This window comes from Herbidospora solisilvae (assembly GCF_009901565.1).
GTDB lineage: Bacteria > Actinomycetota > Actinomycetes > Streptosporangiales > Streptosporangiaceae > Herbidospora > Herbidospora solisilvae.
In genome coordinates this window covers 555,520-569,231 of sequence record NZ_WXEW01000003.1, presented here as the reverse complement: position 1 = coordinate 569,231, position 13,712 = coordinate 555,520, and the positions used below count along the sequence as shown (strand labels likewise).

General features: G+C 65.2%; 5 protein-coding genes. 1 reads left to right on the top strand and 4 read right to left on the bottom strand.

The genetic code is table 11. The features are described 5' to 3' along the window. Positions 1-688: 688 nt before the first annotated feature. Positions 689-1,021, bottom strand: coding sequence for a hypothetical protein (locus tag GT755_RS12395; protein ID WP_161479852.1), 333 nt, complete (start codon positions 1,019-1,021; stop codon positions 689-691). Between the two features lie 185 nt (positions 1,022-1,206). On the opposite strand from GT755_RS12395, the gene GT755_RS12390 reads away from it, so the two are divergent. Beyond that, on the top strand, positions 1,207-1,782 hold the full coding sequence (locus GT755_RS12390) for a sigma-70 family RNA polymerase sigma factor (protein ID WP_161479851.1): 576 nt from the start codon (positions 1,207-1,209) through the stop codon (positions 1,780-1,782). Between the two features lie 201 nt (positions 1,783-1,983). On the opposite strand, the gene GT755_RS12385 is transcribed toward GT755_RS12390, so the two are convergent. The 3 genes from GT755_RS12385 to GT755_RS12375 all read right to left on the bottom strand — a co-directional run bounded on the left by GT755_RS12385 (position 1,984) and on the right by GT755_RS12375 (position 13,694). Then, positions 1,984-12,768: a DNRLRE domain-containing protein gene (locus tag GT755_RS12385; RefSeq protein WP_161479850.1), complete on the bottom strand. Its 10,785-nt coding sequence runs from the start codon at positions 12,766-12,768 to the stop codon at positions 1,984-1,986. A 192-nt stretch (positions 12,769-12,960) separates the two neighbouring features. Next, positions 12,961-13,167 (bottom strand): hypothetical protein, encoded by a 207-nt coding sequence (locus GT755_RS12380; RefSeq protein ID WP_161479849.1) that lies wholly within the window; start codon positions 13,165-13,167, stop codon positions 12,961-12,963. After that, positions 13,164-13,694 (bottom strand): helix-turn-helix domain-containing protein, encoded by a 531-nt coding sequence (locus GT755_RS12375; protein WP_161479848.1) that lies wholly within the window; start codon positions 13,692-13,694, stop codon positions 13,164-13,166. Before GT755_RS12375 ends, GT755_RS12380 begins: the two co-directional genes overlap by 4 nt. Positions 13,695-13,712: the final 18 nt, after the last annotated feature.

Here is a 13,712-nt window from a genome sequence, read left to right as displayed (position 1 = left end):
ACTTTTAAACAATTCTTACACGCAAGCATCAATCGCCTCATGGTTATCGTGCGTTATGTGCTACGAGGCGGTTTATGTGGCAAATGGCCCGATTACGACCCCACAGTCCCCAAGGCCTGAGGCGCTGAGCCCGCCCAGGTCAGCTATCACGACGGGTTACACACGTAGTTCGTTGACCCCGCTTGATCCGGCGTGCATCCGTACGTGATTCCCAACCAGGTGTAGGACCACGACGTCGGCGGCGGCCCAGTCTCACCGCGTGGGCCCTGCTCGCCCCGCTCGCCCTGTGGCCCGCGCTCGCCAGCCGGGCCCGGTTCGCCGCGCTCCCCCGGCGGCCCCGACGGACCCTGGATGCCGGGAGGTCCTGACGGACCCGAAGGACCGGGTTCCCCCGCCTGGCCAGGAGCACCACTCGGCCCGGCGGAACCCCGCGGCCCCGGCTGGCCTGGTTCACCTGCAGCGCCGGGCAGACCGGGCTCACCCTGTGGGCCCGGCGGGGGCGTCACCCGCGGCACGCCGCCGAGCTGCTCGACCTGCTGCGCGAGCACGACTCGGTCTTCCTCCGCCTGCTGGAGCTGATCCGCCAGGGAGCGGATCTGGGACGAGACGTACCACGCCAGGGTGATGAAGGTCAGGATGATGGCGACGAGCGGCCAGTTCCGCCGCCGGAGCGCGTGCCGGACCATCGCTACCCCCTCGACGTCCAGATCGTGACGACCACCGTGATCAGCACGAAGATGCTCGGCAAGATGCCGCTGTAGATCGCCTGGCGGAAGTGCCCGCCGCGCTTCTCCTGGGCGGCGTCGAGCGAGGCGCGCAGCGCCTTCAGCCCATCGGCCAGCGTCTTCCGGAGGTCGGCCTGTTCGGCCTTGATGGCTGCGATGTCGGCCTCCACCTCGTTGAATCGGCGGTCGTCGTATCGGCGATCACCCGCGTACTCCGTACGCGTCACCAGCCCCGTGATGAGCGTCGTCAGGTCCCCGATCCGTCGTGCCAGCTCACCCAGGGACGGCCCATCCACATGACCCCCAAGTGGTCAAGATCGGGCGGTTGGGACCCGAACCCCGCCTAACCTGTTGAAACCCTACAATTCCCGCAGCACACACATGGTCCCTCTTGTGGGAGATCGACACAGAGGGCTCGGATTGCAACGGGAGCACGACGATGGGGGACGTCACGGAGGGGCCCTGCCCCTGCCATCGGTCGATGGACGACGCCATCCGGGGGCACGAACACCTCGTTCGCGAGCAGGCCATCCGCCTCTCGTCGCCCCGCAACAGCGACTGGGACGACCTGATCAGCGACGGCACCTTGGCGCTCTGGCAGGCACTCTCCGGGTTCGACCCGGCCCGCCGAGACCTGCTCGGCTACCTGCGCCTCCGTATCCGCCACCGGCAGATCGACGGCATGCGGAGTCGGAGCGGATCCCGCCGATGCGGTCAACAGCCGGCCGTGGTGGACCTCGCCGACCACCTCGACGCCGTCCCGGCCGACGCCCCTGACCTCGGCGCCGTCGTCGACCTGTCGGACACGGTGCAGGACCTCGGCCGGCTGGATCCCCGGCTGCCCGGCATCGCCGCACTGGTCGCCAGCGGATACACCGCCGCTGAGATCGGAGCCATGACCGGCGTCTCCCGCCAGTGGGTGTCACATCTCCTCTCCCTCGCCCAGCGGCCCCGGGCGACGGGAAGGACCCCCATGCGCATCGGCTTGGCGCGTAATTCTATTCCAACGACAACAGCCCTAGGTATTCAGAAAACTCTAGAGCCATACTGTGCCTAGCCGGCAAGCTCTCCTCCTCGGCAACTTCCGAAAACAGGAGGATCAATTCCCTTTTGACTTCGTCAGTCACATTAGTGAGCAAATAAGCAACTGGCTCAGTGATATCCGTGGCCACATCCGGATCTATGTCATCGTCCTCAGTTAGCTCGATTGATATCATGAGACTCATGAGTGCTCTCGCAAGCACTCTCTTGACATCGCTCAAAACGGAACAATCCTAACCGTGATATTGGTGATGCCCAGGTCGGACATTATCTTTCTCGCCCTCTTCGCCTCACGAGCGTTCGGAACTTCCCAAACCCCTGTCATTCCGTTCTGCTCCAACGCCTGCGATTGATTAAGCGCCTGGCCATAGGTCTTATTTCTCATTGGGATGGCCGTCTTTCGATCGATCATGACCTTATTGGCAGCATCATAACCGTCGAATTTGACCTGACTGAGCTTAGTGCCGCCGACTTTATAGTACTGGAGGGCCGGCGCCAGACCGGCCCGCGATCCGATCGCACCACTGTCGTATTTTCGGGCGTCAGCGGGCATGTTCGCGTTTTCGTTTACCCAGTGAACCTCCCCATCGCAGTTGTGTACCAGGACTGAATCATCGCCTGCCAGCACATAATATGTGCTGTTACCCGTTAGGGACAAGTTGTGTACTGGTTGATTGATCTCAGACCACTCTTGGAGTGATCCAATCCGAACACCCGATCCGGATGAGGTGCGCAGTTCCATGCCAGGTTTCAACTGACTAGCAAGGAGCCACCTGCCGAGACTCTCCACCCAAAACGGATGTGAATCTGTGGCCACCAAAGCCCGAGTTTTCTCGGCACCATCATCCCGAATGTACAGCCTGACCAGCTTCTTTTCTCCCCTACTGCTGAGCGGCGCGACCACGGTCTCCGAGCGAGTCGTTCCCTCTACGGGATCCGTAGATAGAACACGGTCGCCAGCTTCGATATCCTCGATTGCCTTGACGGTACCATCCGCCATCAGAACCCCGGTCCCAGGCTGAAAGCTACTGCGACAACGCACAGTGGGCTTCTTTCCGGACGGGCGAACCCCCTCTCCATAAAGGGGAACATCGTCAAGGTTTCTCGCATTTAAGATCTCATTGACGGACGCCGTCCAAGCCTTATCGCCGCAATCCATTTGACTGCATACGTCGTAAGCCATCTGAGCCGCTTGCAGTGCTCGTAGCGCTTGCGCTTCCCGAGTGGTTTCCGCGCGTATGGCATCGCGATAGTCAGTACTCTTCAAATATTCCTGCTGACGCTTCTGCCATAATCTGTTGAATTCTGCTTTGGCTGCCTCACTGGGAAGCGCATTCATGACGGAAGCAGGAGCTGCAAGGCCTCCCCCACCCGCTCCACGGTCAGGTGCCAGACCGCTCGGGTCAGACAATCCGATGGGATTATTACCTGAGTAGGCATACGCGTTGGCCCACTGGGGACGCCGACGGTCGAGCAACGGGTCGGTGGAGATAAACTTGCCGAGACTTGGATCGTAATATCGCGCCGAAAGATACGTCAGGCTCGTCGAGTCGTCCTCGACCTTGCCGAGAAAACCTCTGTCAGTGAAGGGCAGGTCATCGACCCCACGGCGCTTACCGAAGGGGAGGTAACGCTCCCGGTTGACCGTGCCGCTGACGTCGTCAATCGCAAGCTGAGCACTTCCGTGAAGGCCGGAAACAAGCCACTTTAGGCCGTTTTCCGACGAGCGAAGAGCGACCGTCGCGCCATCCGGAGAGGAGTAGTATCGGGTCGCGCTGATCTCATCACCCGAGACCTCTACATCCATCGAGCCGAGGAAAAGGGTCACCTTGCCCCCCGGTGAACGCCTGAGCAGGCGTTCACCATCGGCGTCGTACACCATAGACGTGTCGGCGCCGTCGACCGTCGCCTTGAGAAGCTGGCCTTGTTCGCCCCACTCGAAGGTGCCATCAGTACGGCTGATGAGCTGGCCTACCTCGTCATACCCGTAGATGTCCATACCATCGGGCGACGTGATGGTGCGAACGGCATTCGGGCGACCATCGCCCGCCGCCGGATACGCGTAGGTCGATGTCTCGCCGTCTTTTGTCAAAGCCGTAATGTTGCCCACTCCGTCGTAGGCGTAGCTCTCGCTGTAGGGGTTGATGCCAAGGCCATCAGGTGCCGTCGCGCACAAATTCCCGGTGGTTGTGTACGCGGAGGCCAGGCGGTGCAGACCGTCGTAGGAGAAACACTCCGACTGCCCGATCGTGGAACCCTGAATAGCGGAGGCTCCGTCGAGGACCCGGGTGATCTGCCCTGATGGGTCGTAGAAGAACTGATCGTCCTGAGCGAGGCCCGATGCTGCGGTGTCGTTGTCGGTTGTCAACCTGGTCAGCCAGCCGGTGCCCGCGTCCCAGGACATCGACCGCTTGATCTTACCGGTAGGGCCATACTCCCGCTCTGAGAGGAAACCCGTTGCTGAGTAAGTGGTGGACTTCACATAGGTGAAGCCGCTCCCGAAGTCGGAGGTCAGCCCCTGGGACATGCCAAGGTTGGAATAAGTCGAGGTGATCTTCTCCTCCGGCAGGCCGCCGACTTCCGGCATCGTGATGCTCCCGATCTGGCCTGACGGGAGGAACGTCGTGCTGAAGTCGTAGGTACCTCCGAGCAGCCCTTCGTCATTCGGGATCGTGAGAGCCGATTCGATGGCGCGGCCCATGGTGTCGTAGGCCGTGAAGGCGTCGACGTAGGGCTTGCCATTCACGAAGCGCGTCGCGGACGTGAGCTTGCCGACCTGGACCGTGTCGTACAGCCACTCGGCGATCTTCGTTCCAGTCGTCGGCTCACCGGACCACATCGACGTTTTTCGCCCAAGGTCGTCGTAGACGTAGGAGACCTTCTGACCCTTGGCGTCCACGGCCCAGATCATCTGGCCTGCCGCGTCATAGCCCGACGTGGAGTCACCCGCGTCCGGATCGGTGCCTGCGATCCGGTGCCCCGCCAGGTCGAACGTAAAGGTCCGCACATTGCCGTGAGCGTCAGTGTGCTTGATCAGGTTGCCGTGCAGGTCGTACTCAAAGGTCGTGGTGTAGAAAGCCGGCGCGTCGATCGTCCCGGTCTGCCAAGAGGTCCACTCCGAAGCCGTCGCACCCCGAACTGCACGGGTACGCCAGCGGATCTTCCACTCGTCCTGCAGCAGGCCCGCTGGCACCGTCACCGCTGCATCCTTACCGGAGACGGCCGCGCTGACGCTCCCCGACCAGATCAGCCCGGTCCCCTGCCCGGTGGCGGCCGGGTCGTGTTCGACCTGAAACTCGCCGCCCACCTGCCCCTGCGGCACCGAGAACTTCGCGATCAACGCAGGCGTAAGTGAGCGGAAGTCGGCAGGCTGAGTCCGGGCGCCGGTGACAACCGGGATGGACGTCTCGTCGGTCACCGTGAAAATCTGCCACGCCGACCATGCCGACGTCCCGGCGTCGGTCGTCACGGCCCGGACCCGCCAGCGGACCTTCCAGCCCTCCGTCAGCGGTGAGGTTGTCACCGACGCCGTCTCGCCTGAGGGCACGTCGTTGTCCGTCCCGGCCCAGATCTGGCCGGTGCCCTGGGCGGGTGCCGAGGGGTCGTGTTCGAGCTCGAACTCGGCGGTCACGGTGCCGCCGTCGGGGTGGGACACTTTCGCTTTGAGTTCCGGCGTCAGTGACTCAGTGAAGGAGAAGTCGCTCACCGCCGGGTCGGGGCGATCGATGCGCACATCCTGCCATGCCGACCAGTCCGAGGCGATGGTCCCGTTGAGGGCGCGGGCGCGCCAGCGGATGGTCCAGCCGTCGGTCAGCTCTCCCGCTGGGACGGCGATGGAGGCCTGCTGGCCGGCGGGGGTCGCATCATCGGCGCCAGCCCAGATCTGGGCCCCGTTGTGCTCGATCTCGAACTCGGTCCGCAGGGTGCCCCCGGCGGGGTCGCTGACCTGTGCCTTCAGGGTCGGGGTGACGCTGGTGGCAACGCGTTCGCCAGTGACCAGCTCAGAGGGGGTGATCTCCAGGGTCCCGACGGCCGGGTCGGGGTCGATCGGCTCGGTCTGGACCTTGACGGTCTGCCAGTCTGACCAGGCCGAGGCCGCCGCGGTGGAGACCGTCACGGCGCGGGCGCGCCAGCGGACGGTCCAGCCGTTCGTCAGTGCGCCCGAGGGCACCGCCGCGGACGCGACCGCGCCCGACGCCACGTCGCCGGAGACGCCGGTCCAGATCTGCTGGCCGTCGTGTTCCAGCTCGAATTCGGCCTTGACCTGGCCGTTCGCGGGATCTGTGACGGTCGCGCGCAGGGTGGGGGTGAGGGTCTGGGTGATGGTTTCCGTACCGGAAACCATCGAGGGGTCGGTCTGGAGGTTGCTGATCACCGGGTCGGGAGTGTCGACGGCGAAGTCCTGCCACGACGACCACGTCCCGGTGATGTTTCCGTTGGGGTTCACCGCCCGCACGCGCCAGCGCGCCGCGACCGCGTCAACCAGTTCGCCGCTCGGGACGGTGATCGACGCCTGGGCGCCGGAGGCGACCGTGGCCACGTTCCCGGTCCAGGCCGAGGTGCCGTGGGGCTGCTCGAGCTCGAACTCGGCCCGTACGGCAGCGCCGCCGGGGTCGGTGACGGTGGCCTTGAGCTGCGGCGTGACCGTCGAGGTGACGGTCTGGCCGCCGACCACCGTGGAGGGGGTCAGTTGGAGTGCGCTGACGGTGGGCTTGGGCGTGTTGATGGTGAAGGTCTGCCAGGCACCCCACGCCGAGGAGGTGTCGCCGCGGACGGCGCGGGCCCGCCAGCGGACCTCCCACCCGTCCTGCAGGTTTCCCGACGGGATCTGGATCGTGGTGGTGCTGCCGGAGGTGACGTTGTCCTTGGCTCCGGTCCAGACCTGGGTGCCGTCGTGCTCGACCTGGAACTCGGCCCGCAGCGCCTGGCCGCCCGGCTCGGAGACCCGCGCCGCCAGGGTCGGGGTGAGCGTGTTCGTGCCGGTGGTAGCGAACTGGTCGGCGACCGGAGTTCTGTTGGGGGCGGGCGAACCGGCCGCGATGGCTGCGATCTCGGTGGCGGTCAGGACCTTCTGGTAGATGCGGACGTCGTCGATCTGGCCGTTGTAGTTGGCGCCGAACCTGACCTGGCCGTTGCCTTGGAAGCCAAGCATCGGCACGGTGTTGTTGCCCTGCTCGACGCCGTCGCGGTAGACGCGGACAAGACCGTTGGCGCGGTCGTACACGCCGGTGATGTGGAACCAGCGTTTGGTTGGGTAGCTGCCCGCCCAGGCGCCATACGCGATGGCGCCCACGGCGTCGGTGTTGTTGAGCACCATCTGGAGCTGGTTGTTGGGGTTCACGCCCAGGAAGAACGGCGGCACGTTGGTGCCGTTCTGGCGGATCGGGTCGAACCAGCCGCCAATGTTCTCGATCCGCATCCAGGCCGAGATCGTGAACGACTGGTCGGTGCGCATCACCCAGCTCTGGGTCGAGGCGCTGTTGGCGCCGCCGGTCGCGGCCAGCGCGCCACCGAAGACACCGGTCGTCCACGATGCGGTGCCTCCGAGCGTCGCGGTCCGGCCGGATGTGCCAGTCGCGTCGCCGCCGTCGCCGTCGAACTTCCAGTGAGCGATCGGTGTGGACGTCGGGGCCTGTGCGACTGTCGGGTCGACGCGCAAGGTCTGCCAGGAGGACCAGGCGGAGTTCGTCGACTGGCTGGGATTGGTGGCCCGGACCCGCCATCTGACGAGCCAGCCTTGCTGCAGGCCCGGTACGACGACGGCGGCCGACTCCCCCGATGCAATGCCCGAGGCACTGCCCGTCCAGATCTGGCCGGTGCCCTGCGCGGGCACGGACGGGTCGTGCTCGACCTCGAACTCACCCGTCAACGGGCCACCGTAGGGGTCGCTGACGATGGCGGCGAGCTGGGGGGTGAGCGAGGTCGCGGTGGTCATACCCGAGATGGTCCGGTAGGGGGCGACCGCAAGGTCGGCCACCGAGGGCGAGGAGGTGACGCTATAGGTCACGGAGAGAGCGGGCTTGTACTGCGCGCCGGCCGTCGTCTCGTTGGAGTGGAACACCCGCTCGTAGACGGGTCGGGTCGTCGACTCGTCGTCCACGCTCCGCACCATGATGCCGTTGTTGACGGTGCCGGAGGCCCATGCCTGCGCGAACGGCAGCACATTCCATGTCATGGCGCCGGCCGCGCCACAGGTCGCCGAGTCGTTGGTGGTGACCTGGCCACTCGTTGTGAAGGCGGGCATGTTTTCCGCGGTCAGGTTGCTCGGTGTCCAACTGCCGGTGATACGCCGAACCTGGATCCCAGCGCTGGCGTCACCACATCCGGTGGCGCTCGATCGGTGCAGGCTCAGGGTGGCGGCGGTCACCGTGGCACCCGACAGGGCCGTGGTGTTGAAACGGAGGAAGGAACGCCGGAACAGCTTGAATCCGGGAAAGAGTTCGAAAGTGCCGGCCCGCAGGGTGGTGTCGGACTGGAAGTCCGCGCCCGTGCTGTCGAAGTTGTCGATGTAGGTGTCTGTGAGGACGGGCAGCGTGGTCGTCGGGTCAACGGTGACCGGATACTTCGTCGCCTTGTCCGCGAGGAAGGCAAGGTCGGGGCGGAGCACCAGAATTTGGCGTCCGTTCTCGTTCACGACCTCAGTCGCGATCTTGCCGGTACGCGCCCGTGTTCCCGACGCGTCCCACATCACCGGCTCGGGGGCCGACACTGCGGCCTTGCCCGCGCCGTCCCGCAGCACCAGTCCGCCCCCGCGCGACTTGGCGAGGGTCATGCCCTGCGCGGATACCGGTAAGCGGTATTCGACCGGTCCGGTCGGCCGTTCGCGAAGCACCACGTCGTGCCGGAAGCCGTTGCTCAACGCGGTGACCACGAGGTCGGCGGCGGGTCCGGCGGCGTTGGCGTAGGTCGCGACGTTGCCCTTGACCTGCGGCTGGGGTAGCGTGCCTGGCCACTCAACGGCGAACCGCTCGCCGGACAGGCCTTCCAGGCGAGCCAGGGTTCCCTTCCCGCCAGCCGAGATCTCAACGGTCGCTGCGGCGACCTTGGGCTTGAACACGCCACCGACCTCGACCAGCGTCGTGTCGATGGCCGCCCAGCCACCGTCGGGCTGCCGCACTCGGGCCGGGCCGGAGGAGAACTCCGTGGTGAACGTGCCGTCGGAGTTGCGGAAGGTCTGGGAGTCGTCGGTCGTACGGTCCGCGAGCAGAGTGCGACCCGTGTCCGCCTTGGCTGCCACCGGTCCCTGCATGGCGGCTGGGGCGCTGCCCGCTCCGGTCAGCCACTCCTCGATCTTGGTGACCTTGTCCTCGGCGTCGGTGTAACTGACAGTCTTACCGCCGACCGGCGGGATGACCTCAGCTTTGTCGCCGAAGTAGTTCGTGGTGGTGCGCCGCAGTTCGCTGGAGCCGGTCATATCGGCCGAGACGACCACGCGGCCGACGCCGTCGTAGGTCTGCTTGGTCCACTGGGGCAGTGTCGTCATCGCCGCGTTCAGCAGGCCGCTCCCGGGTGCGGCGCTGTTGTGTGCGGCGCCGCTGGTCGCCGAGGTCAGGCCGCGGGCGTCGTAGACGGTCGCGTTGACGATCCGGCCGCCCGCAGGCGAGGCGACCTGGGTCTCGCGGGTGCGGCCCAGGCCGTCGTCATAGGTGTAGGTGGTCACGTACGACGTCGCGGTCTGGATCTTCGACAACGCGGTATGCGCGGGGCCGTTCACCACGCCGGAACTGTCGACGGGGATCGTATACGTCACCGTGGCCGCCGGCAGCCCACCGGCGACCTTGGGCTGGGCGGGGGTCCACAGTGCGATCGTGCGGCCGAGGGGGTCGTAGTCGATGTTGGTGTCATACCCGGCCTCGTTGCGCAGGCCGATCGGCTGGCCGAACTCGGGGTTCGCCCAGGTTGAGGTGGTGTGACCGAGCGGGTTGGTGACCGTCACGCCGCCGGTGGGCCAGCCGATGGCCGGACTGTAGGTGGTGGTCATGGTCTTGTTCAGCGGGTCGGTCGATGAGGTCGACCGGCCGTACTCGTCATAAGTCGTTTTCGTCGAAGTGAAGGCAGTCGGACTGGTGTAGACGCGGGTTTCCGTTGAGAGGCCCTCTGTAGGGATATTTGCCGCCTCACTGGTGGCACCGTCGTAGAGGGTGACAGTACGGCCCAAGAAATCACCCTCAGTGCAGTCGTCGCCTTTGCGATTCTCTTCCGAAGCCTTGTAGGAGATCATCCACGCACTGTTGGCGATGTTCTTGGCATAAGTGGCCGCGGTGCAGGTGTTGTCGGAGGCAACCCCGCGCTCGCCGTAGTCGTTGACGCGGATCGGCAGCGCGTCACTGTTGTAGGTGGTGGCCTTCTCGGTGTACCGCCAGCCCGCGGTGACCTTCTCCCGGCCGACCTCCTTGGTCGTGTTGACGTACGCAGGGTCGTCGAGTCCGGTGCTGTTCCCGGTCGTGACGATCTGGTACTCATACCTGGCGCCTTCCTCTTCGGCGAAGGTGGCCGGCGTGGAGCCGTTCATGGTCAGCACGCTGAGGGTCTGCTCGTAGAGAGGCTTGCCGGCGAGCTTGTTGCGGTCGGGGAAGGAGTTGCCCTCGAAGTCGGTGATCTGGGTGTTCCGCGGTGTGCCGTTGTAGGTGGGGTCCTCGTACGTGCCCCGGTAGAACGTCGAACTGGTGACGCTGTACCCCGCCGGATCGGTTCCGGCGCCCTTGACGGTGCGCACGGTGCCGTACCCGCGATAACGGCCCCAGCCTCCGTAGAAGAAGCCCACATCGGAGTCGAGTGATTCCATGGTCCAGGCGGGCCGGCCGACGTACTGGTAGGACGTCACAAGATCAGGAGACCCACCCACCAGGTCCTTTTCGACGATCTTGGTGACAACCCACTTGTTCCAGACGCCGCCCTCCTCGTGATAATTGCCGGCCGCGTCGGTGTAGTGGCTCTCGTAGCTCCAGTAACAGTCCTCGTTGGCGTTGTCGATGGTCTGTGGAGAGGATTCGGTGTTCAGCGTGCACCCGGTCGGCTGGCCATAGGAGACGTCGATCCGGCCGCCCATCTCGTTGGTGATGGAGCTGATGCGCGGAAACTCCGACCGAGTATTTTCCAGGACGTCATAGTTGTCGCGGTTGTCCAGCAGCACGGAGGAGAACTTGAGGGCGGGAAGCGCCACCTCTGCCGCACCACCGGCCTTGCCGGTCTGCTGGATCTTGTCGAGCCACAGGATCGGGTGCTCGGTGAACCAGCCGCCGGAGGTGTGCATCCAGCGATGCGTCAAGTCGTACCGCATCACCTGATCCCAGCCCGTGCCGTCAGCGACTTCGGTGGTGATCGAGGTAAGCCGTTTGTCGAGGTAGAACTTCGGGCCATCCCCGCACATCGGCTGGGTGGGGCCGCATTCCTCGACGGGCGCGTCGTTTTCGCCGTTGAAATGCCGCGGTCCAGAGCCGAACAGCACCCGGGAGGTCGGCGCCGATCCTGCGACGTTCTTGTTCGAGCCGTAGGTCACCGACGACAGGAACGCGCTGCGGTCATAGCTCAGCCAGCAGTCGTCGAAGTACATGCGGGTCGAGCAGTAGGTCTCGCTGTCGCGCTGGTAGTTGTACTCGATCACGTTGCCCCGGGCGTCGGTCTCCTGATCGAGCATCCAGCGATAGGGGGCGTAGCAGACCTCGTCGGCGAGTTCGCCGGGCGGGACGTAGAGGTCATGACAGGGCTCGCCCTCGCTGATCGCGAAGAACGGGTTCTGCAGGCTGGCGTCTCGCCGATATCCCAGGCGGTAGGTGGTGCCGTCTTGAGCCGTGATGCGCCAGTAAGGCTGACCCGAAGGAGCGCCGGTCTGGATTTTCTCGATCTTCCAGCCGAAGTCCTCGGTGGTCTTCCATCCTCCCGTCGTATTGTCCTTAACGATCTTGGACGATCGCCCGCCGAGCGACAGTGTCAGGTCCACCAGCGAGGTGTTGTACGGCTCCGCCGCCGACCCCGACTGCCAGCAGCGGTCTCCACAGGACGTGAACGCCTGCTCGATGAAACCCACGCTCAAGTCCCAGCCGGTACCGACCACTGACGACTGGTTGTTGGTTCCACCGCTCAAGCTGTCGACGGCGGTCGAGGAGTATTCGAGCGCCAGCTTCGGTGCCTCTCCGGAGAGCGGCGGCGGCACTGTGATCGGGTACGAGTACGAGAACGCGCCACCGGACAGGCCCACCTGCCAGTTTCCCGACGGCTTAAGGTCCGTCACCTGGAAGGAACCGGCCGCGGAGCCGTCAGTGGCGGCGGACGTCTGGGCGACCATCAGCACGGTCTGCCCCGACCCGGCCTGAACGGCGGCAGTCAGCGTCCCAGCCTTGGTGTTGTTGACGACGGGCAACTGGCGGCGTTCTCTGGCGACCTTCGAGCGGCAGTCATCGGTGAGGGCGGCCTCCAGAACGCAGGCCGGCTGCTCGACCAGGGCCAGCCGCGCCGGAGCCGTGCCGCGGAAAGCCGAGTAGTCGACGGTGACGGTGACAGGAGCCGTGCCGGTGCCGCCGTCGGCGCGAGTCACCCGCATCGCGATCCCCCGGCCGCCCATCTTCTTCGCCGCGGTCTCACCGAGGTTCTCAACTCGGACCTTCGCAGGCGCGGGGACGACGGCGGCCTTCTTCCTGGCTTGTTCAGGGCTCACCCGAACACCGCCGATGGCTCCCCGCAGGGGCCGAGGCGCACCGATCTTGATCGGCAGCCCCGGAGTGTCCACCTCCTGACTGCCAGACGGCACCGCGACGTCCGCGATGCCCGCCTTGGGCATCGCGACGACCGGCGGCTTGGGAGGTGGCGGCACGTCCTCGGCCCCCTTGACCTCAGGGACTACCGGGACGGGCGTGCCGCCCACGGACGTCTCTTTCATGGGTTCTGGAAGCTCGGCCGCCGAAGCGGCTGTGACCAGCCCGTCGGGTACTCCGATCGTGGAGACGAATACTGATACCACGACCGCGATCGCCGTCGCGACGACCCTGCCCTGCGTTCTGACCACGCAACACCCCTATGCACCACAGGCACCGTCAGATGCCAGCGTGATCATGCATGGAGATAAGGGAAAGATAAAGAGGGACAAAATCCGACACATGCGACAAAATGCACACAGCGTGTAATACGGGGAAGTCAGGGGCCTTTCGGAGCGATCTCGGTGTGATCAGAGTCACATAACATGAGAGATCGTCGTCCGTTATCGCATGACCAGAACCCCACCTTCGGCTGGAGCCATGCACGGGTCGGCGAGGTGGTGAGCGGCGATGAGCGCGGACCAGCCGTCCAGGAGCGGAAGCGCCTGCATGCCCCTCAGCGGCTCCAGCGGTTCGGCCGCCTGCTCGCGGAGGGCGAAGCATTCGTTGATGACGCTGGCGAGCCAGCCGCCTTCGATGTAGATGTTCACTGGATCTCGCCTCGCAGCCGGGCCTCTTCGACGGCGTCCTTGACTCGGGCCTCTGTGAGGATCTGCACGATCTCCAGGTCGGTGGGGTCGACCTGCGTGACGGTGACGTCGTACTTCACGATGGCATCGAGGCTGAGCAGGCAAGACCGGCGTTCGGAGATCCGCAGCAGCCGGTCGAGCGCTGCCAGGCGGGGCGCGAGGTCGGCCATCGGGGAGCCGGTCTCCGGATCCATGACGACCTTGCCGTGCTGGACGACGATGTGTTCGGCGATGAGGACCTGGTAGGCCCGCCGCGTGTAGTCGTCGAGCCGGTCGAGTTCGAGGCGGCGATACTCCTCGGCGAGCGGGTCGAACCGCTCAGCGGTGTACTCGGTGAGCAGGTCGTGGGTGGTGCTCGCGGCGATGCCGAGCTCGTCGGCGATGGCTTTGATGGTCCAGCCCTGGAGGCGCATCTCGTACGCCTGTGCTGCTCGTTCGGCACGCTGTTCGGCGTTCATCCGCCGATGCGCGCGGTACGTCTGCGACATCCGTCGTCCTCTGGTCGT